The following is a 21,000-nucleotide window of genomic DNA, read 5'->3' on the forward strand; positions in this document are numbered from 1 at the left end:
ATTGTTTCGCCAATTCCAACACGCCAACCTTCGCCCGGATAATTTTCTGTTCGGTGGTCATCGTCCGCACTCCTTTCGTGAAGGCGAGGACTCTACCGGACTGTCAGATTAAGTTCTAGCACTTACATTCTTGGCGAGGCGTTGCATTTCCGTCGAGGGTTCTCTTCCAGCCATGATCACTGCCTTCTGATAGCGGGCCAAGACTTTCTTAGCCTCGCTCTGTCGATCTAAGCTATGGAGAAATCTGATCAAACGCGGATAAAGCGGTTCGGCCAGTGGATCGGCTTCCAGCCCGTTTTCCAAACAGGTCAATGCTGCTTCCTCCTGGCCTTCTGTCTTCTTCCAGTCACTTACGTGCTGCACCGCTTGTTCAAATTGATGTCTGAGGCGTTGTCTGTAGTGATCAGCCCATTCATGAGCACCATCGTCCTCAAGAAATGGCCCTCGATATAAGGCGATTGCTTGCTCATCGCGTCGGATTCTTGCATCCGGCTGAGTTTGTCGGTGCTTGGAATCGTCCGCGCCGCTCAGCAGTGTTTGAAATGCCATGGCATCGACCCAACACATCTGCCGGTTCAACGAGACCTTGCCATCTCTGGCTTGGATAAGGCCGTCAACGGCCAGGAAGCGCCGCAACCGTTGGAGAGATTTGTGAAGGTTTTCCTGACCTGTATCTCCTTCGGCATCCGGCCACAGCGCGTCGATGAGTCGCGAGACAGGCACGCCATCACCGCCCAACGCAACGATCGCCTTCAGGAGCTTCAGGACTTGATAGGGTGCTTTCCGGCGTGGCGGCAGGGGCTTGCCATCCAGATGAATCTCAAAGCGACCCAACGTGTAAATTTTGATGGGCCAAGGCCAGGCTTCGTTGGTAGCCGCTTCTCCCACGGGAGTCAGCTTGGTTGTACGGATCAGCTTCTGCACGTATTCCACTTCGATCTTGGCTTCCAAGGCCTGTGCACACAATCGCGCCATCATGTCCGGCATCCACCAGTAGATGAAGGTAAAGCCATGCTGATTACCGATGGCCAGCGCTTGCTGCAAAATGGCCCTCGCTTCCACCTCGTTCTCGTGATCAAAGGCAAAGAATGCTTTCAGCAGGTGCGCTACGTATCGAACGTATGGACTCTCCATGTCTTGTGCAATCTTCTCAACACGATTCAAGTATTGTCGTGCTTCCATAGTTTTGCCAAGCGCGTGAAGGAGATCTGCCGCAGCATAGCTGAGGTGTGCTTCCGGGAACGGACTGCCTTTCAAGCCTTTGACCTCAAGACCTTCCTGGATTAACGTCCAGGCCCTGGATAGGTCCCCTTTGATTCGATGAACCCAGGCTTGTTGATAGAGAAAGTTTGCGCGCATCATATGATCGGGATGCGCCACTAAAATGCCGAGTCGATTGAGGTACTGCTCGGCAGAGATCACATCACCCTGAAACAGCGCGCCATAGGCGCATACTCCTAACATCGTCGAATCAAATACATGCACCCCGGTTTTTTGGGAGATCTCAAGGCCCTGCTCTCCGTGGTGCACGGTTTGTGCGGGATCGCCGCAAAACCAGGCCAACATTGATGCATTTGCATGGTAGACCAGACGTGTCAACGGCTGGGTGGATTCAGATTCACCGGCAGATTTCAGGAGTCTCGCATATTTGTCGGCCGACGCTATCTGCTCGAGCCACAGGAGGAGGATAACCAAGCCCGCGACGAGAGTGGAGTGTTTCTCGATGCCTTGCACCCCTTCGATCAGATTCTTTGAACGGTCAATCCAGGGTGTGATGACTGAAGCGCGCGGACATCTCCACATCAATGCATTCAATAAGGAAAACGTTACCTGCGACTCGATCTCCGGGGAAGGGAAGGAGACATCCGACGAAACCACATCCAGCATGATAGCGATCCAGCGATCGAGTTTGCGGAAATCGAGCCAGGATATTAGGATAGAGGACAGGACGCCGGCGCAGGCCATGAGCATGCCCGCCCTGTCATTCTGCGCTTTGAACCTTTCGAATGCCCGCGCGAACAGGTCCTGGCTTTCAACCGGATCGATCGGCATTCGGCAAGCCCCGAGCCAATACGACAACCATGGTTGCTGATCGTACTGCTCAGCCGGAATCAGCTTGAGCCAGCCTTCCAACGTTTGAGTTCGTCCCTGTTGTAATAGCATCGGTGCCCGCGAGAGGATCAACCGGACAATCTGCTCTAGTTGACCCGCTTCGTAATAAAGGGCGACTGCTTCCTCAAATCTATCCGTCTCTTCCAGCAGCGAGGCCGCAGTCCGTTGAGTTGCTGCGATTTCGTCCGGGGATAAGGCAACCTTTGCATGTGCCCGTAGGAACTCCCGAAAGAGTGGATGGTACTGATATACGGGATCAGTTCCCATCTTCCGCTCGGTGAAGTAACGGGATTGGTAGAGATTGAACAGGATGTCATCCGCCATGACATTCCTCGTCAGCCGCTCGGCAAGCGCCGGAGGTATGTTTGGCAGAAAGGCCGTCTGCAAGAGGAATCGTTGGTGTTCAGGACTCAGACGGTGCAATACTTCACGGGCCAAGTACTCGAAGATCACCTGCGGCGTCTCGGAAGTGGAAGAAAGATCAGGGAGGCTTGCCGCCTTCTGTTCCAATTGCAGCACTAATCCTGCCACCCATCCCTGGAGCCGATTATGCAGTACCGCTGCCAGAGCTGCTACTTTCGCCGTTTGAGCACGGGCATGGAGTCGAATAATCGCTCGCGATTCTTCATTCGTCAGCCGAAGGGCTTCCTCATCGATGAAGTGGATCTGCCGGGTTGCCTGCAGTCGCGTGAACGCAGGCGGCGGCAAGGCGCGACTCATGACGATCACATTTATCTTTTCCGGTAATGCTTCTACGCCCAACGCCACCGTTTGATGGAAGAGAGAATCCAGAGGCACTTCCTGGTAGTTGTCGAGAATCAGGAGCGCGGGTCGCTTAAGGCGCGTATAGAGCTGTTCGAAAAAGCGGCGGGTGAACGTCGGCAGTCCTTGCAAGTATTCTGGCGTGAGGTGGGGAAGCGGCGTGCGGTACCGAGGCGCTGCTTGTTTGGCTGCCACACCCAGATAGTGGAAGAATGTGGCGAGGTCGCCGTCTCCCTCGTCCACCTGATATCACAAGGGACGGATCTTCCGGGCGCGGAGATAACTCGCCACGAACGTGGTCTTGCCGAATCCCGGTGGAGCATTGATCCAAATGACAGGTCGCTTGCGGGCTCCATCGAGCAATCGATACAGGCGGGGACGTTCGACTATTGCAGGAAGCCGTGGCGGGTTAAGTTTGGCCAGCGAAGCGTGGAGCTTGCGCGACTGACGCGCCCGTGGCATTCGGCATCCTCGCACTAATAGGTTACCAAAGCAGTCGCATCATCCCATGTCTGCCCCCGCAACTCAACATGAAACATTGACTCCCCATCTCTCTGTAGATCATTATGATGGCGACTCGCGCTCCAAAAACTCAGAACATCTGTGCTGAGCTTCTATGCGAGCAGACCGAGATACGAGTCAAGCACTGCGGAAACACCTGCAGCGCCTGCTTCCGCTGAGCATCGTTCTTTTCATTCTGCTGGATTGGTCTTCAGTTGTACGAGCCGACGGTATCCGCAATCCCTTCCAGGGCGCAGCCGCCATTGCACAGGGGAATGCCTTTGCGGCTCAAGCGGACGACCCTACCGCCGTCTTTTATAATCCTGCAGGCATGACACAGTTGCATGGCGTCCAGCACACGGCAGGCGTGCAATTTCTCAACGTCAATACACACTTTACGAGTCCTACCGGTGTTTCGACCAGAAATGATCAGCCGTTTCCAGTTGGTCTTCCTCCACCAGGGCAACTGTTCATCACGGCCAATCTCAAGGGTCTTGGCGTTCGCGCGCTAGGTGATCTCTCCGTCGGTCTCGGATTGCAGAACCTGTTTGGGTTTGCGGCGAAGTATCCACGGAATGGTCCATTCGCCAGTGCCGTCACGTTCGCGCAGTTCCCTTTGATCGATATCAAACCGACGTTTGCCTATAAAGTGACAGATAGGCTTTCTGTCGGGCTCGGCGCTGACGTCTTTACATTGTGAGCCTGCTGGGAGAGGGCCACTTGGAACAGCAGTCGGTCCAAGGAGGCAGCACCATCGAATTGAACGGGAAAGGCACCACCACCGGGCTCAATGCCAGCATATTATATACGTTGTTTCAAACCGATGAAGGGAAGCCTCGCCTCAATCTCGCTTTCGTCTGGCGCAGTCAAACGGTGCTTCCCGTTGACGGGGTATTCTTGGAAAACGGAGTCCGTGTAGCAGACACCGCCTCTTCAATTCGTCTTCCTGAGATCTATACGTGGGGCGTGGCCTTCTGGCCCATCCGGGACGCAGAGCGCGAATGGAAGGTTGAGGTGGATGTGGATTATGCGCGATGGGAGTCGATTCAAGATTTCGATGTTCGTCTTTCGAATGGCGTGATCCTGGCGAACCCACAACAATGGAGCAATGCCCTTAGCATCGGCGTCGGTACGGAATATCGATTGCTTTCGCTGACCAGCCATCCAGCTTGGAACGTGGCCTTGCGCACCGGCTATCTCCACTCTCAACAAGCCATCCCGGATGTGAATTTCAATCCGGCGGCGCCGGACGCCCCGTCTCATACCCTGTCCGTTGGTGTCGGCTTTCTATGCAAAGAGAACGGAAGATTTTTAGGCCTTTTAACCTGTGGCGCGGAAGCAGGCTTCTTGGGGAGGAAGGCCCTAGGAATCGATGTGGCATACCAGGCTCTTCTGTTCGAGTCTCGAACTGTCGTCGGCAATCCGAATCCGACCGTGAACGGCACCTACCAGACCATCATACACGCCGGCTCGATGACGATGCGGGTCAACTTCTAGACCCAGAAAGCCTCGCAATGTTGCACATGGTCGCCGCTGGGACATAGAACGTTGGTTACAAGTTTCGAGGTAGGCTTTGAGATGACGACTGTCCGCCGGAGAGCTGTGGAATGTTGAGTGACAGAAAGTGCTGAGCTCGGTCGAGACTGAAGGCCTGGCGCGGTAGAATACCATGTCATCATTTATGCCCCAGCTTGTCCAAGGATACGGTGGAACTCATGAGCCTTGACAATGCGCACCTCTTTATATTCGTGAAGGTCGAGAAGATCCGAGTCCCCACTAACAAGATAACTTGCGCGCCCCTCCAGTGCAGCAACCAGATATTTGTCATCATCCGGATCTTTCTCGACCGCCCTGATCTTCAAACGGCCTTCAGTGGGCTCAGCAATCAACGCAAGGGCGATGACCCAACGATCAATCTCCTCAGTGGTCAGGGAAAGATACCGTCGAACGCGTGGATAATTCAGACCGCGTCGAACTTCCTCAAAGATTGCAGCGGACCCGACAAGATGAAATGCCTGATCGTCTAATAAGAGACGAAGAATACGTCCCGGCAGTCCCTGCGGACGAAGACACGCACTGATATAAATATTGGCGTCGAGGACGGCTCGAATCACACGTTACTTCCGACGCGGCTTGCGAGTACGATGCTTGGCTTCGTTACCAAGTTGATCGGCCTGGCCTTGAGAGATCCTGTCCGATCTCTGAACAAGGATAGAAAGCAAGTGTACGCGCGCGGCTTGCTGCATTTGTTCAAGTCGTTCGACAGGGACCATCGCCGCCAGGGGCTTGCCTTTGCGCTCAATGACAAATTGGTCATGCCGAAGCGCCACCCGATTCAGGAGATCTCCAAGCCGTTGACGGATCTCAAGGGTCGACACTGTTTCAATCATAAATCACCTCATCCATTGCAACTAGTATAGTTGCGAGAGATCAACCAGTCAACACGATCTTCCCGTAGTTGACTACGAATTTAGTGAGCAGGATACTGGCGGCAAGGGAGGAAACGTTATGAGCAAGAAAATCAGATACACCAATGAGCGCTTGACCATGGGGGAACGTGTCGCAGATTTCCTGCCGCCACCTTCGGCCTTAGTCAAGCATGAGCCGACCACTAAGGTGACGCTCGAGCTGACGCAAAGTAGTCTTGCGTTCTTCAAGAAACAGGCCAAGGGTGCACATGTACCCCACCAACGAATGTTACGTGATCTCATCAATGCATATGCGAAACAATACGACGTTGCGGTGTGAGAAACCTTCGCTGCCCACTGCGCATCGCCCGTCACGAAGAAAGCGAGTTCGCCTATCGAAATGACGATAAGACAGGGCTCCCCTTTGTCTGTAGTGGGCAACATCATCGTCGTGCCGGATCCTCTTGCATCTGTCGGCGGCGGAGAACATGTTGACACTCCGCAAGGCCTTTGCTAGCGTCAGTACAATTCGCTTTTGATCGATCGAATGGTTATTCCGATGAAGGGATCCTCGCATGGCCACGATTCAAATTAAGACTCCCTCTCCCGATCAGACCATTCCGTTGGTCAAAGACGCCCTGGCAATGGAAACCAAACTTACACGCGACAGCCTGCGCACTACCGACGATCGTATCACCGCATTGACCCGACAACTCGATGTCACTCCGGAGCAAGTCCTCGCAGGCTCTGTCCATCGGACGGAAGGCAACGAGGCGCTTCTTCTCGATCTTGAAGGCGAGCTGGAGCTCCGCCGGGTGTTGCAGGACACGCTTCACCATCTCGAACAACTCGAAGTATGTCCGTAGCCGACTACGTTGCGGACATTCGCCGCCATATCCTCGACACCCCGCACATTGTCTCTCACTCGCTCGGATACGAAGAGCGCCCTCCTCTCGGCGCAATTGTGAATGGCTTCGTTACCTTCGCGGACGGATCGCGCGTCCACTTCAAAGAATTTCTCCAGTTTCGACCGGTAACCACCAGACTCAAGTACGTGTACCACTACACCTCTTCGACTCACGGCCCTTCCGATATGACAATGCCCGCGATCCCGCGGCTCGGCACCTCTCCACATACCCCGACCATCTTCATACTCCCGACGGTCTCTTTCCATCGTTCAGCCCTACGTTCACCTCTGCTCTGCGCGAGGCGGCCACACACGTAAGGCGTTCTTCTCGATAGCCGATCGCCCACCACCAGCCCTACGATGTTGTCTTTTCCTCTCACCTCATACCGTTTCACGTTTCGTCTTTTACTTTTCACGCCTACCTCCGTTCATAGAACAGCTCCAGCGCCGAGGCCACGCCGTGGATGCGGCCTTTGTAAAAACTCTCCTCGAGACGGGCCCGCAGTGAGCGAATCCCGCCTTCGTCGCTTCGCTTGGCGAGTCCCTGAGACACCAGCATTTCCGTGGCCACGTCGACGAGCCGGTGTTTCCGCCGATTCATCTCTGCCGTCACAAAATCGCCAAGAATTTCAGATGCCCTTGCCGCAACGACCGATTCCAGGAACGAATCGTACCCCTGTTCTCGGATAATTCGCTCACGTATCACGCTCAGTTCCGCCCGCACTCGAGCCACGTTCCGCATCAAGATTGAAAACAGCTCTTTTCGGCCTTCATCGAATAACTTCTGCTCGATGTCGTCGAGAATGAAGCCGGGATCAACCGCCGCCGCGCGCGGCTCATCTCCCCATGATAACCGGTCGTAGCTTTGGCGGTTTTCCGCATCACCGATGATTTCGTACGCGGCATTGAGTTCGCGGATCTTGGCTTCGGCCTCTGCATTGTCGGGATTTCGATCCGGATGATGCTGGAAAACCAGCTTGCGATAGGACTTTTTGATTTCCTCATCGGAAGCTTCGCGGGAGACTCCCAGCACACGATAGTAGTCCATCCGTGGCATGCGCAGGACTATAGCACGGAGCTTCTGAAGGCTTCACCTTGACTCCAACGGCGAACGATTCTAGCCTGGTGCCTCCATGACTTTTCTCACGACACCACATCCACAACGGTGCGCTGGCCTGCTTCGATATGTTCGCTGTGAGCGGTTGTGGTGAGCGACAAATCTTGGCACTCCGGCGTGATGTCCTATCAATGGCTCGTGCTCTTCGTCGCCTGGTTGGGCTGGGTCTTCGATGCGATGGACGCGACGATTTATGCCATTGTCTTGCATCCGGCCTTGCACGATCTGCTGCATACGGCTGGTGGCCCGCCGACCGCCGAGCAGATCGGCTGGTACGGCGGCATCATCTTTTCTATCTTTCTGATCGGCTGGGCGATCGGCGGTATTTCATTCGGCGTCATGGCCGATCGATTCGGCCGCACAAAAGTCTTGATCGCGACGATCATCATGTACGCCGTCTTCACCGGAGCAGCCGCATTGGCGGAAACCTGGTGGCACCTGGCAATAGCCAGATTTCTCACCGCGCTCGGCATCGGCGGGGAATGGGCGGCCGGTGCCGCCATCGTGGCTGAGACGTGGCCCGAAGAGAAGCGTGCCAAAGCCGCGGGTGTTCTCCAGTCGGCGTGGGCCGTGGGGTTCTTCCTGGCCGCCGCCATGAATCTGACATTGAAGGAAACCTATGGCTGGCGAGGATTGTTTGTCATCGGTATTCTTCCCGCGTTCGTCGCGCTCCTCGTTCGCTGGTGGGTCAAGGAGCCGGTACGCTGGACCCATGCGCTCGAGCAGCAAGCCGTTCCCTTGACGGCCATCTTTCGTGGCGAGTTGCGGCGAGCGACGCTGGTCGGTTCAGCCTTGGCATTCGTCGCGGTGTTCGGTCTCTGGGGGGCCACGAATTGGGCTCCGACGCTGATCCGTGAATTGCCGGACTTGAAGGGGCAAGATCCGGCGATACTCACCAGATATGTCAGTTATGCCATCATGGCGTTGAACGCGGGGGCGATCTTCGGCTATCTCGGCTTCGGCCCACTCGCGGACCGATTCGGCAGGCGACCGGTATTCGCCTTCATGTGTCTCGGAAGTCTCATCATGTTGCCGGTCACCTATTTAACGCCGTCGAGTTATATAGGCGTCTTGATGCTCCTACCGATCCTCGGTTTTTTTAACAATGGGATCTTCAGCGGATTTCCGATCTATCTTCCAGAGTTGTACCCAACACAGTTACGGGCGACCGGCGCAGGATTCTGTTTCAACGCGGGGCGGGTTCTGGCGTCGGCTTCTCCGTTCCTTACCGGCTGGCTTGTCACGACGGTAGGCTCGTTCGGACGTGCGGCACCATCGCGCTGATCTATCTGCTCGGACTTGTTGTGCTTTTGTTTGCGCCGGAGACGAAAGGCCGTCGCTTGCCTGACTAGCCCTTGACTTATTGGTGTCCGAGCTTATCTCATGGCCATGGACATGACAGGTACCCCACGAGCGCTTACTCATGATGAGCGAAAAGCTGCGGAAGCGGCCTTTTCAGGTCGGCCGTGTAATCCCGCCTGGTCTGAATCCGCCAAGAGAGTGTATGACGGCCTCATCCATGCGCTTCCCACTCCGTCGGATGAGACCGTGGCGACGTCCAATCAGAATGCCCCAAGCGAAGAATTGCCTATCCCAGCGGCTTCGACGTTACCGACGGAGGAAGAATCGAAACTCCAAGGTTCGGCTGATGCGGGCAAAACGCCGGAGGCACGAACCGACGTTCCGACCAAGCTGATCGCGAACCGCCAACAGGCGATTCAAGCCGGATTCCTGATCGATGTGTCGACGGATGCGCAAAAACTCGGCCTGACCTTCCCCGTCACCGTGACGAAGCCCTTGTGGGAAATCGGGATCGCGCCCGGTGAATCGATGTCGGATGAGGAGAAGGCGGAACGGTTGCGAGATGTGTTGATGGCGTTTCGGCTGCGCATTGCCAGCCAGACCACCCTCTCGCCGCTGATCGACTTTCCGGCGATGCTGGCCCTGCCGCCCGGCGGCGTGCCGCAGCCGGTGCCGTTATTCGCATTGATTCAACCGGATGAACAGAACCGCGCGATGGCCACCCTACTGCTGCCCAACGAAGTCTCCGCGACGATCATTCCGATGAACTAACAGGCTGTTGGAAAAGCCCGCTCGCGGCGCTTAAAGGCTCAACGTACGGCCCAAAGTACGCTTCGCCTCTTCGTTTGCTGCGGCCTTGCTGGACGAGCTTTTTGAACAGCCTGCGGGTTCTTGTGAAATGGTCCAGGACTTCTGGAGCCCCTGATTGCTAACCATCTAGTTTCAACCCGGCCAGCTTCATGACCACATCCTTCTCTTCCGATTCCGTCTTGATCTCCCCGTTCAGATGCCCCTCGAGCAGTTGGTCAAGAATCTGTTTGAACCGTGGTCCCGGTTTGAACCCCATGGCCTTCAGATCCGCACCGGTCAGAATCGGCTTCACGTGTTGATAGGTCGTCAGGAAGGCCGAGACCTGCCGCTTGACGGTGTCTCCTTTGCTCTTGGCCATGAGGAGCAACAGGGTTTCATCGGACAGTCCGGACAGGAGGCGGTACACGTCCGCCGGTTTGAGTGGTCGTTGCGACGCAAGTCGGCGAATCACTTTGTGACAGCCCACGCGGGCCATTTTGAGCCTGCCGGCTTCTTGTTCGGAAAAGGGAAACCGTTTGAGCAGATCCTTCACGGCGCGCTCCGGCAACAGCTCGAGGAGTGCCATCATGTAGACCAACCAGACATCCATTTTCCGATCCAAGTACAGGAGCCGGTACCAATCGACGGCTGCCTCGAGCGCGACCAACAACTTGTCCAACCGGTCGGACCAACTCAGCTTCGGATGGATGAATTTCAAGAGATTCAGCTCAGCCAATCGTTTGATGGCCTGCTTCGGTTCCCGCTCGACCAGCAGCAGTTTCAATTCTTCCAGCAGCCGGTGGCCGGATAATCGTTGGAACAGGTTCATCTTGACGGCGCCGGCGATCAACGCCGCCGTGTCCTTGCCCAAATGAAAGCCGAACCGGGATTCAAATCGGATGGCCCGAAACACGCGGGTCGGATCTTCAACGAAGCTCAGCCCGTGCAAGACGCGGATCACCTTGTCGTTCAAATCCCGTTGCCCGCCGTAGAAATCGAGCACGTCACCAAAGCCCTGGCCGTTCAAACGGACGGCAAGCGCATTGATCGTAAAATCACGCCGATAGAGATCTTTCTTGATCGAACTTTGCTCTATAGTGGGCAACGCCGTGGGGTACTCGTAATATTCGGTTCTGGCGGTGGCCACATCGAGCCTGAAGCCGTCCAGCATCAACAAGATAGCCGTGCCGAATCGTTCATGCGCCTTGACCCGCGCATGCAGCGTGTCACCGAGCTTTCGCGCGAAGGCGATGCCGTCGCCTTCGACCACGAGATCCAAATCCAGATTTTCGATGTTCAACAACAAGTCACGCACACAGCCGCCGACGACAAAGAGGGCGACCTCGCAGCGGTCAGCCAATCGACCCGCCTCTTCCAGCAATGTCACAAGCCGCTGCGGCAAGCGGCTCCGTAAGAGCCCCTTCACGTTGCGGCGCGATCCGCTGATTGCAGCTTCGGCTTCGCTCGGGCGGATGGACCGCATTCTGGCGACCTTCAGCACATCGTCATGCAAGGTCCGCAGCAAATCCGTCCGCGTGATGACGCCCACGATTTTCGCGTCTTTGATGATCGGCACAAAGCGCTGGTTGCGCTCGATCATGGCTGTTTCGATTTCATGAAACGGAGTGTCCGGCTGCGCAATATAGGCATCGGTCTGCATGATGTCACGCACCACCATCTTGCCGAGCCGATGAAACAAGGCTTTCTGAATCGACTCCCGACTGACGAGCCCGGTGTAATGGTCCTTCTCATCCAAGATCGGGAAGACATTCAGCCCATAGGCCGTCATCCGCTGTCCCGCTTCAGTCACGCTGGTATCGAGCTCGATCGCTTTGACCGGTCGGGTCATGACATCCTGGGCCAGCAGAGTCGGTCGATACTGTGTGGTCAGCAGCCGGACGACCTTCTCTTTGACTTCCACGAGTGTCTGCCCTTTGACCGTGGCGGCCGCCGCCACGGCATGGCCGCCGCCTCCGAATTCCCGCGCAATCCAGCCGACATCGATCTCGGGCCTGCGGCTTCTCCCGATCACTTCCACTCGGTCCGCCATCATCACCGCCACGACGACGGCATCGACCCCCTGTAATTCGGCGAGTCTATGCACCACGCCGGCCGCTTCTCCACGGCAGCGATCGACCGTGCTCGTGGCTACCAGTACCTTGCGGCCTTCTAGATAATGCACGTCGCTATGTTCCAATAAATCGTTCAACAGCGCGACGGCATCCGGATCGAGAGGGCGGTGCAGGGTCTCCGCCACCAGATTCAGATCCGCTCCGGCTGCGGCGAGAAACGCCCCGGCCTCAAAATCACGACTGGTCGTGGAGGAGAAGACGAACGACCCGGTTTCTTCGTAGAGGCCCAACGCCATCACGGTCGCCTCGAACGGCGTCACGGGAATATGCCGCCGTCGGAGTTGCTCGGCGAGAAGCGTCGTCGTCGCCCCGACCGATTCAATCACGGACTGCTTCGAACGGGCGGCGAGGGCTGAGTTTGGATCGGGGTGGTGATCGAACACGACGACTTCGACCGCCGGATTCTCGATGCACGATTTGAGCGTTCCGATCCGGTCGGGTTCTTGCGTATCGACAATCACCAGTCTGGTGATCCGCGAGAGATCGATGTCCTTGAGTTTGCTGATCTCGAGATCGTGCACCGCAAGAAAATTACGGACGGCTTCCTGGCCTCCGGCGGGCAAGACCAGCTTCGCTTCTGGAAAGAGTTTGCGCGCGGCAACCATGGAGGCCAGGCCGTCGAAATCCGCATTGCTATGTGTGGCAATGACCTCCATGCGTCCATTCTAGCAGGGGCCTTTAGACAGCGACATGATTGCAAGGATAATGGGTAGCGTGAAGAACCGCAAGCTCACACGAGGGAAAGCAGCCGAGTCGTCATACTTCTGCGCCAGCGGTCGCAAGAGGCGATGGTCGTCCCGAAGCTGCTGGGAGAACGCTGCCGACCAGGCCCCCTCCCCGCGTGGTCTGAATCGAGAGAGGTCGGGTTCGCCGCTCCATCTTTCGGTTTCCGATTCGAAGTCTGAGAAGACATTCTGTCGTTTCTCTCGGATGCCTCGATCCTTTGCCTTGTGATGAGAATCCCACAGATCCATGCATGGAGGGACGACCGGCTCTCGAACCGATTCAGCCCGTTCATCACCGCCATCCAACTCTCCTGCACGACTTTCTCCGCCGTTGCTCGATTGGCGACATAGCGTCTAGCCATTCGGATGAGTGTTTCCTGATAGTGGGTGACGACGGTTTCACATGCCTCTTCTTCCCCCTGCCCGCAGTTGTGACACAAGCCGATCCTCATCGTTCATCAAATGGGAGACGTTCTTCATCGGCGATGTCCTGCTCGCCGGTACAGCAAAAGGAATTGAGCCTGTATACTTGGTCACGTTTGTACTCATACTCTTCCTCCGGTCTACGGTCGCCTTGGACGCTTGCGTTCCAACACAGGTTTTTCGAACAAATCGATCGATTCAGCACTCATCCGTGAAGGCCGATGATAGACTCATCGACATATTCGCAAACAATGATCAAAAAACCTTCACGAAATCATGACGTCTTCGTCACAGACTAATTGTTTTCCGGACATATGGCCGTGCGATCACACCATGGCCCAGTAGAAAACACGGCTTGTCCGTATGAGGTGAGTGAAGAGGATCAGGACGGGAAGACGTGATATGTGACCGAAAACTCTACATGTGGGATGAGTATTCCGTTGTTACTGTAGCAACCGGCAGGACGCTCGGCTGGGCAACTGCGAGGTGAAAGACAAAGGTCGTCCCTTGATTGACGACACTCTGCACCTCGATGGCGCTCCCGTGCAGCTCTAGAATTCGCTTCGTGATCGCGAGCCCGAGCCCTGCCCCCTTGTCATTACTTCGATGGTTCTTCCCGACTTGATAGTATCGGTCAAAGACATGCGGCAAATCCTCCGGTGGAATGCCGCAGCCGGTATCCGTGACCCGTGTCATGACGTTCTCACCCATGCGGTTCAGGATCACCGTGATCCGCCCCCCTTGCAGCGTGTATCTGAGAGCATTCTCAATCAGATTTTCGAGAACCCGTTCGATCAGTCCGATATCAGCCGAGACAAACGGGAGATCCTCACCCAGCTTGGCCTGAAGGGTCATCTGTTTGGCTTCAACAGTCAACCGAAACTTTTGAACGACGTCCTGCACCAGTTCACTCAGGGAAAACGACTCGATACGAGGCTTCATCTCCTGCGAGTTCAGTTTAGCAAGCTCAAACAATTCCTCAATAAGTTCCCCTAATCGTTTGCTCTGCGCGATGGCAATGCCCAGATATCGCTGGCGCTCCTGCTGCGAGAACATGCCCTCCTTCAGCACCAAGGTCTCAAGATATCCCTGGAGACTGGTGACAGGGGTACGCAAATCGTGCGAAACATTGGCAACCAGTTCCCGCCGCAACTGGTCGGTTTCCTTCAACTGGTGAACTTGTTGACGAATGAGACTCGTCATGTGTGAAAAGGTCATCGCCAACTGATCGATATCGTCCCCCCGTCTGGTTGCGGATGGTTCTGCATCGGCTGGAGACGAGACGTCCGGCTGGGTAACCAGTTCACCGCACCGGAAGGTCTCCATTACCGACGCCAGCGAGCTGAGTCTTCGCGTCAAGAGTTTCAAACAGAGCAGTCCGGCTAGGAGGGTACCTACCAGGATGGCTCCGACAGTCCACAAGCTCAGCCGGAGAATATAGCTCTGCTCAAGCATCTGCATGACCGAGTCGAACTCTTCCCCGCCCAGGATAATGTACAGATAGCCTTCGAGGGAGCCGTCCAAGGTTTCGATGGGAAATACCGAAAACACCTTCCGACGCGTGATATCTCGAGGATCATCTCCCAGAATCGGGAAGTCCTCGGCGCCAGACAGAAAACGTTCAAGTGGTTCAAGGGAGATACGTTGTCGTTTGACCTTCCCTGGTGGAGCGGAAAAGGTCAGAATTGTGCCCTGCGGATCAAGCAGATACAGTTCAATGCTGGGATTGATCACCATGAGCTGGTGAAATACTTCCTTCAGCGCCTCCTCATTGACCCGTCCCTCCAGCATCAGCACCTGTTCGGACACCATCCGTTCGGCAAGCGTTCGATTCAGCTTCTGGCTGACCTCTTGAAAGTACAAGCGCGTGCTATACAGCGTGAGTGCCACCGCCACGGCGCCGATCACACAAAAGAGCCCGAAGAGCACGGCCGCTAATTTTCCATACAGTGTGTTGAACATGACGCTACCGATCCGACCATTCTTCCGAAAAGCTATAGCCGACCCCCCACACGGTCAAAATATACCGAGGCCGACTGCCGTCATTCTCGATTTTAGCCCGCAGTCGATTGATGTGAGAGTTCACGGTATGTTCATACCCCTCATGTGAGTACCCCCACACGTCGTCCAACAGTTTTGCACGGGTATAGACCTGACCCGGATGCTGGGCAAATTGGAGTAAGAGGTCAAACTCTTTGGCCGTCAATTCAATCGATCGGCCGCGCAGCTGGACCTTTCGCTTATCGACCTCGATCACGAGGTCACCCGCACGAATGGTCAAGGGTTTCGCAATGGGCGCCTGTGCACGAATGGCATCCATGCGCCGAAACAAGGCTTTGACTCGTGCAAGGAGTTCCAAAATACTGAACGGCTTGGTGAGGTAGTCGTCTGCCCCGACTTCCAAGCCCAGCACCCGATCCAGTTCCGTCGACTTCGCTGTGACCATCAGAACCAGGCTATACTTCGATGAGGCGCGCAGTTTCCGGCACAACTCCAATCCATCCATTCCGGGCAGCATCAAATCGAGAATGATCAGGTCATAAGATTTGGCAAGAGCCTGCTGAAGACCTGCCGGACCATCCTGCGCCACATCCACGTCATACCCCGTATCGCGCAGATGGAGATGCACGAGCTGGGCGATGTCAGGATCGTCTTCAACGACTAGAATCGTGCGAGGTGCCATCTGTTCCCCATCCTGTCCACCGCCAACCACTCGACAATGTCTGGACCAGCGCCGGTGTGAGCGCTTCAGTGTTCCCGTCGACTCGTCCGTCTCCAGACACTTAGAAGCCTCGCCTACGCGAGACTTCTGAGTGGTCCTGAGCCAAGGATCGGACACGGCGGGCGGTTACTGCGCCACAAGGCCATTCGCCCCATTAGGGAGGCCCGAAACACCGGTCCCGGCGGTCAAGCGCCCATTGGCGCGATTGACCTGAAAGACCTCGATCGAACGGGCCCCTGCATTGAGCACATACAGAAACCGACTGTTCCGATTCAACGCCATATCAATGGGACCAGCACCGGTGGGGGTTGCCACGGCTTCCTGCAAAGCCAACCGTCCGCTCCGGCCGACTCGATAACTCGAAATATTGTTACTACCGGTATTGCTGGCATAGGCGAACTGTTCGTTCTTCGTAATGACGATCCAGCAGGCGGCCGTTTGGGTGGTGGGCACCGACCCACTCCGCACGTTCAAGGTCCCGTCACGAAGAGTATATGAGGACACCGCAGAGGCATTCGGCGTGCCGCCAAACGCCTCACTGACTACCAACACCCCTCGCCGAGTAAAGGAAAATCCAAATGGGGTGATGCCGCTGGACGGCTGTGACACGGGACCAGACGCCACACCATCCTCGTCGACTGCATAGGTGTCGATGATCTGCGTCGCCTTCTCAGTCACGACCAGCGTATCTCCGGATGGATTGAACGAGATTTGCGCCGGGGCGGTGTTGGCCCCACTCAGCGGCCGAATCGATCCAGCGATAGGCTGCAACTTATTGAGGTGCGTCAGTTCGAACCCTGCGATGTTGCCGGCCCCTCCCGCGTTCAACACATAGACGTAATCATTATGAGTGGCAATACTGATGGGGCGAGTACCCCCGGAAGGCACTCGGTCCGTTAGCCTGAGTTGACGGCCGTGGATTTGAAACACCGAGATATCATTGCTGCCGGGATTCACCACCAAGAGCTCGTCTCCATCATCGCTGAATACCAGAGCCCCTTGATTGCCAAGGCCGCCTCCTGATCCCTTGCCTCCAGTCGGAAACGATCCTGCCGGTACCAGGGTGTCTCCATGCTGTCTGAAGACCAAGACAGTATTGCTGTCCGGATCATTCGACATTGTGTACACAACGGGCGACTGCCACTCATCGTTGGCAACGACTGAATCGGTGGCTCCCCACGATAAGGTGACGGCTGCCACCAGCGCACCTATGATCAATTCACGTATCATCCAATCCTCCTTGGTTTATGAGCAAATTGCAAGAACTCGACTCTCCCACGATAGAGCCGCCATCTCACGTCACTCTCGCGAAAGCATCACATTTCTGTCACAGAGCTGAGGATTGGAGCTTTGGTCTCCGGCCCTTATGAGGAGTACAGAGAAGTGAACCGGCAAGATGAATACTTGGGATTCGACGACAGCTGTCGTCGAACACGAGTTATTCAATAACTTGAGGGCTGGAAATGAGATCGAGGTGTATCGACGAACTCTTCTTACCGCGATTTCATGAACACAATATCGCCGTAATAGGCGGTGGCTCGTTCCTTCGTATTGTCCGTATCGCTCATGATGGCAATGCCGTTGATCATCGGCGGCTCTTCTCCGAAGGCCTTCTTATAATCCTCGTAGATGTTACGGGACTCCTCGATCCAGGCACCGAGTTTTTGAGGCCCGCTCTCAACCACCACCATTTTGACGAAATCCGTATAGGCATTGTCGATCATCGCCCCAACGGGAGTCTTAGTTTCCCACACGTAATTGATGGCTCCGATCGGAATATCTCCAAACAGCGCCTGGCCCGCCTTGTACTTGAGTTTCTTGCCGAAACTGACCTTGTCCGGGTCATATTCAAAGGTAATGTAAAGCCGGGCCGGATAGTCGTCCCCGTCTTTTCGCGTGGCATCGCTCTTCTGGAGTAAATTCTGGACCTTCCACCGCCATCGCACGATCGGAAATTCCTTCGGATCGATCCTGATTTCTTTGGTCAAGCCGGATGCCGATGCATCGCTCATGGCCTTGACGACCACTTGCGCCTCGTCTTTCACCAGTTCGTAGGTCGTCAGCCTCGGGATCTTCTTGAAGGTCAGCGGCATCCAGCCATCGGGCAAACTTGTGCCCGGTTCACTTGCGGAAAACTTCCCCACCTCAAGCACAGCACCGCCCTCTGCCCGTGCGGAGGTGACCGGCAACAGCGCGCACAAAATGACCAGCATGCGTGCCAACATATTCGGTCTCATTGTGTGAGTCTCCATACTACCGTATCCTTCACACAAACAGCTGCTCATTCGGGTTCGGCAGCCAGTCTTCCATGACTCGATCAGTTTCCGAAGGACCGCGGCTATATACACAGTTTGGCCCGACTCAAGCTCACACCGCATCGCCGTACCTTCCATCGCATAGGGCGCCGCGCGCGAAGGTCTTGAATGGCCCCCTGACCCGTTGTTGAAGCACGTCCAACTTCCGCCCCTCATCCAATTCGAGTGCTTGAACCACATTGGCTGTAATATCCTCTTCCCTAATCAGGCGCAATGAGCTTTCCGCCAGTTCAGTCTGCAGACGTTCCAGGGCGCCTCCTCGTCGTGAGGCAAAGCCTGCGAAGAGGAGCTCTCCTCCGGGCCGAAGTACACGGTACACCTCCGCCAGAAAGCGCGGGATTGAAAGATAACAGTGGGCGCTCTCGATGTTGATCGCGACATCGAAACCCGAAGCCTCGAACACAAGATTCTCCGCGTCTCCTTGTACATACCGCGGCCCTGTGTCTGTTTGATGATGTGCACGTGCTAAGGTTGTGGCACTTTGGGAGAAATCCAGCGCGATGAACGTCTTTGGCTTGAGGGTCCGTGCGAGGTAGGCCGCGCCGCCTCCGCGTCCGCTCCCAATCTCGATCACATCCAGGTCGGTTAACCGATCTCTCCGCGATCCTAAGGTAGCCACATACCTGTAGAGTTGCAGTGCAAAGCGTTCCGTGTCATGGAGTCCGAGGTTCTGGGGATGTGCATCGGATCCCAGTTCCGCATAGCCATAGTTCATGGTCGTCCACTCGCCGAACGGATAGCACCGCGCAAGGTACTCGTACAACAGGCGCGAGCCAATACGCTCAGCTTGTTCAGCAATAAAGCCATGACCGCGCGCACCAGTTACATAGCGCCAGGGGTGATTAAGCTGGAGGACATGCGTTTCAACCATGCCAAGACTGCTTGAGAAGCATGGCTCTGGCTGGAAGGCGAGTTGTGAGCCATAGATTTGAACCCGATAGGTTAAACCATTGATCGCATGACACAATCTTTTCAAATCTGGAAATGACCTTTCAGTGTTGATACATACATCCACCGTACAAGAATTTGCTTGCTTCGGCGCCTAATATGAGAACGCGTTGCCCTTTTTTAAGGTCTCCGGATCGGCGCAGCATATCGAGGCTGACCCAAATTGCCGCTGACCCCAGATTTCCCAATTTGTCCGCGGTGACATAGATCTTCTCTTCCGGCACGTCAAAGTATTGGCTGAAAAGATGGGCCAGACGTCCATTGGCCTGATGGGGAAGAATCCAATCGAACTCCCGCAGAGCATGTCCGCGCTGCATCATGGCCTCGACTCCGCGCACAAACAGCTCTCCTCCGTGCTCCCGCACGGTTTGCACATGATGTCGAAACACGGGCACCTGCATGCCGCACTGCGGCTGAGAAGATCCTCCGCCATCAATGAAGAAGCCCGGCTCTCGCCCAAGACCGATCTGACCTACAAAAATATTAGAGAGGATCTGGTCCTCAGATCCATCGTCCTGCCCAACGATCACAGCCCCGGCGCCATCACCCATCTGCACGTAATTCACGAGTTGTTCGTTGTTAAGAAACGCATCGGAAATGTCGCAATACGGAGACCCTGTCTCACTTCCGACAATAGCGATGGCCTGAAGCCTGTTCGCGGCTGCCATTGCCGACGCGATTTGCAGCCCGTTGGCGAACCCAGTGCATGCCTGACGCAGTTCTAGATAGGGGCCCGTGTACCGAAGCTCATCGGCGACCCAAGCGATATTGGGCGGCAACAGCGTGTGAGGGGATGAGGTATGGCCGATAAGGTACTCGATCGAACCGATGCCGATTCCCGCTTCCCGCATCGCTCCGGAAAGCGCAGCGTGGCACAACTGCGGCGCCTGCATGGTAATACGTGTGCCACTGAGTGGAACTTGCAGATCACGGCTGACATGGCGATGCGTGATCCCAAGCCGATAGGCAATACTTCTTGCACGTCGCACCGCGCGAGGATTGCAGGCATTCTCCAGCGCTTCAAACAAGGTGTCATTGCTGACCGCAGGCCCAGGCAGGCTTCGACCAGTGCCGAGCAGCTTCAGACGATTGATCGCGAAGTGCGCAGCCGTCACAGCGCTCCCCTCTTGATGCGAGTGAATAACAAGCCTGCGTCTATCCCAATATCCTCAAAGGAGTCGGCCACGTGCTCAAGCATGCCTGTCAGGCCGCCACGGACGAGTTCCCCCAAGCGCGAATAGTCATCACGGGAAAGGCCCAAGGCAAACGCATGTCGGCGGCTGATCGATACATGCCGTGCTTCGTCGTGCCGAATGTGTTCAACCAGCCGGCCAAGCATGCTGTTGCCGCCTACCGCACTATGCTCCATGTACCACATGATGGCGCACACGGCACTATCCAATTGTGACACTTGTCCGAAATGATGCGCGACGGTTTCAGCTCGTCCCAGGCTCGCGAAGTACGCCTGCGACCGCCGTCGAATCGCATGTTCGTCACTGGCAGCCGGTAGGTTGGCACGTAAGACTTGCAAGCTCGCTTCGTGGGCAGTCTCGTCATTCTCGATGCCGTGCAAGAGCGTCACGCTCACATGCAGAGTCTTGCGTGTCAAATGTCCGTCTTCAATCCGAAAGAGGTTAATGGCGGATTGTTCCCCGCACAACAAGGCAGGCGCTAACCTGGCCAGCGCCTCCTGATGCTTGCTCTTCATTATCAAGGGAAGAGTAGAGAACTCCTTACTCCATTGAGCGAACCAGGTCCGCGCTGGGGTCGAACGCCATCGCGGAGGAGCAAAGCATCGGAACACTTTTCTCGGACTGTTTGCACTGTCGTGAGGCGC

At 55.8% G+C, this 21,000-nt stretch carries 20 protein-coding genes and 2 pseudogenes; 8 read left to right on the forward strand and 14 right to left on the reverse strand.

From position 1 onward, the window contains the following. Positions 1-108: 108 nt before the first annotated feature. The gene (locus tag COMA2_RS16530; protein WP_090900896.1) at positions 109-3,117 is read right to left on the reverse strand and encodes an AfsR/SARP family transcriptional regulator; all 3,009 of its coding nucleotides are present in this window, start codon (positions 3,115-3,117) and stop codon (positions 109-111) included. Between the two features lie 6 nt (positions 3,118-3,123). Then, positions 3,124-3,336, reverse strand: coding sequence for a hypothetical protein (locus COMA2_RS16535; RefSeq protein WP_090900898.1), 213 nt, complete (start codon positions 3,334-3,336; stop codon positions 3,124-3,126). Between the two features lie 154 nt (positions 3,337-3,490). On the opposite strand from COMA2_RS16535, the gene COMA2_RS16540 reads away from it, so the two are divergent. Beyond that, a complete protein-coding gene (locus COMA2_RS16540) occupies positions 3,491-4,075 on the forward strand; it encodes an OmpP1/FadL family transporter (RefSeq protein WP_090900901.1) in 585 nt (194 codons plus the stop codon). A 20-nt stretch (positions 4,076-4,095) separates the two neighbouring features. Next, positions 4,096-4,872 (forward strand): OmpP1/FadL family transporter, encoded by a 777-nt coding sequence (locus COMA2_RS16545; protein ID WP_175304676.1) that lies wholly within the window; start codon positions 4,096-4,098, stop codon positions 4,870-4,872. A gap of 182 nt (positions 4,873-5,054) precedes the next feature. On the opposite strand, the gene COMA2_RS16550 is transcribed toward COMA2_RS16545, so the two are convergent. Together COMA2_RS16550 and COMA2_RS16555 are read right to left on the reverse strand one after the other, a co-directional pair. Continuing rightward, positions 5,055-5,489, reverse strand: a complete 435-nt coding sequence (locus tag COMA2_RS16550) for a putative toxin-antitoxin system toxin component, PIN family (RefSeq protein ID WP_090900907.1) — start codon at positions 5,487-5,489, stop codon at positions 5,055-5,057. Between the two features lie 3 nt (positions 5,490-5,492). Next, positions 5,493-5,765, reverse strand: a complete 273-nt coding sequence (locus tag COMA2_RS16555; protein WP_090900910.1) for a type II toxin-antitoxin system Phd/YefM family antitoxin — start codon at positions 5,763-5,765, stop codon at positions 5,493-5,495. A 118-nt stretch (positions 5,766-5,883) separates the two neighbouring features. Here COMA2_RS16555 and COMA2_RS16560 point away from each other — a divergent pair, with 118 nt between their 5' ends. From COMA2_RS16560 to COMA2_RS21420, 4 genes and pseudogenes are all read left to right on the forward strand, one after another. Further along, the gene (locus tag COMA2_RS16560; protein WP_090900913.1) at positions 5,884-6,123 is read left to right on the forward strand and encodes a hypothetical protein; all 240 of its coding nucleotides are present in this window, start codon (positions 5,884-5,886) and stop codon (positions 6,121-6,123) included. 235 nt (positions 6,124-6,358) lie between these two features. Beyond that, positions 6,359-6,649 carry a hypothetical protein gene (locus COMA2_RS16565; RefSeq protein WP_090900916.1) on the forward strand — a complete coding sequence of 97 codons (291 nt, stop codon included), beginning with the start codon at positions 6,359-6,361 and terminating at the stop codon, positions 6,647-6,649. After that, a pseudogene (locus COMA2_RS21415) lies at positions 6,640-6,831 on the forward strand (hypothetical protein); the annotation flags it as partial. The gene COMA2_RS16565 and the pseudogene COMA2_RS21415, both read left to right, overlap by 10 nt. Beyond that, positions 6,798-7,025 (forward strand): toxin-antitoxin system TumE family protein, encoded by a 228-nt coding sequence (locus COMA2_RS21420; protein ID WP_407919021.1) that lies wholly within the window; start codon positions 6,798-6,800, stop codon positions 7,023-7,025. The pseudogene COMA2_RS21415 and the gene COMA2_RS21420, both read left to right, overlap by 34 nt. A 515-nt stretch (positions 7,026-7,540) precedes the next feature. On the opposite strand, the pseudogene COMA2_RS21175 reads toward COMA2_RS21420, so the two are convergent. Next, positions 7,541-7,747 (reverse strand): annotated as a pseudogene (locus COMA2_RS21175) (DnaJ domain-containing protein); the annotation flags it as partial. 150 nt (positions 7,748-7,897) lie between these two features. Here COMA2_RS21175 and COMA2_RS16575 point away from each other — a divergent pair. Both COMA2_RS16575 and COMA2_RS16580 read left to right on the forward strand, forming a co-directional pair. Beyond that, the gene (locus COMA2_RS16575; RefSeq protein WP_139077441.1) at positions 7,898-9,091 is read left to right on the forward strand and encodes an MFS transporter; all 1,194 of its coding nucleotides are present in this window, start codon (positions 7,898-7,900) and stop codon (positions 9,089-9,091) included. Between the two features lie 99 nt (positions 9,092-9,190). Then, positions 9,191-9,880 (forward strand): DUF6573 family protein, encoded by a 690-nt coding sequence (locus COMA2_RS16580; RefSeq protein WP_090900925.1) that lies wholly within the window; start codon positions 9,191-9,193, stop codon positions 9,878-9,880. A gap of 157 nt (positions 9,881-10,037) precedes the next feature. Here the strand turns inward: COMA2_RS16580 and COMA2_RS16585 are convergent, their stop codons facing one another. The 9 genes from COMA2_RS16585 to COMA2_RS16630 form a co-directional block, all read right to left on the reverse strand. Further along, positions 10,038-12,686, reverse strand: coding sequence for a CBS domain-containing protein (locus COMA2_RS16585; RefSeq protein ID WP_090900928.1), 2,649 nt, complete (start codon positions 12,684-12,686; stop codon positions 10,038-10,040). Between the two features lie 74 nt (positions 12,687-12,760). Then, positions 12,761-13,207, reverse strand: a complete 447-nt coding sequence (locus COMA2_RS21425) for an RNA polymerase sigma factor (protein ID WP_090900931.1) — start codon at positions 13,205-13,207, stop codon at positions 12,761-12,763. Between the two features lie 388 nt (positions 13,208-13,595). Then, a complete protein-coding gene (locus COMA2_RS16600; protein WP_090900937.1) occupies positions 13,596-15,140 on the reverse strand; it encodes an ATP-binding protein in 1,545 nt (514 codons plus the stop codon). Between the two features lie 4 nt (positions 15,141-15,144). Next, entirely contained in the window at positions 15,145-15,861 is a 717-nt protein-coding gene (locus tag COMA2_RS16605; RefSeq protein ID WP_090900940.1) for a response regulator transcription factor, read from the reverse strand. 165 nt (positions 15,862-16,026) lie between these two features. Beyond that, complete coding sequence (locus COMA2_RS16610; protein ID WP_090900943.1) at positions 16,027-17,130, reverse strand: lactonase family protein; 1,104 nt, start codon at positions 17,128-17,130, stop codon at positions 16,027-16,029. A gap of 263 nt (positions 17,131-17,393) precedes the next feature. Then, positions 17,394-18,125, reverse strand: coding sequence for a DUF3047 domain-containing protein (locus tag COMA2_RS16615; protein WP_090900946.1), 732 nt, complete (start codon positions 18,123-18,125; stop codon positions 17,394-17,396). A 142-nt stretch (positions 18,126-18,267) separates the two neighbouring features. Next, the gene (locus COMA2_RS16620; RefSeq protein WP_139077443.1) at positions 18,268-19,230 is read right to left on the reverse strand and encodes a class I SAM-dependent methyltransferase; all 963 of its coding nucleotides are present in this window, start codon (positions 19,228-19,230) and stop codon (positions 18,268-18,270) included. Further along, entirely contained in the window at positions 19,208-20,278 is a 1,071-nt protein-coding gene (locus COMA2_RS16625; RefSeq protein ID WP_090900952.1) for a 3-oxoacyl-ACP synthase III family protein, read from the reverse strand. The genes COMA2_RS16620 and COMA2_RS16625 overlap by 23 nt, the downstream gene beginning before the upstream one ends. Further along, positions 20,275-20,772, reverse strand: coding sequence for a hypothetical protein (locus COMA2_RS16630; RefSeq protein WP_139077445.1), 498 nt, complete (start codon positions 20,770-20,772; stop codon positions 20,275-20,277). The genes COMA2_RS16625 and COMA2_RS16630 overlap by 4 nt, the downstream gene beginning before the upstream one ends. Between the last annotated feature and the right edge of the window lie 228 nt (positions 20,773-21,000).

The organism is Candidatus Nitrospira nitrificans, assembly GCF_001458775.1.
Taxonomy (GTDB): domain Bacteria; phylum Nitrospirota; class Nitrospiria; order Nitrospirales; family Nitrospiraceae; genus Nitrospira_D; species Nitrospira_D nitrificans.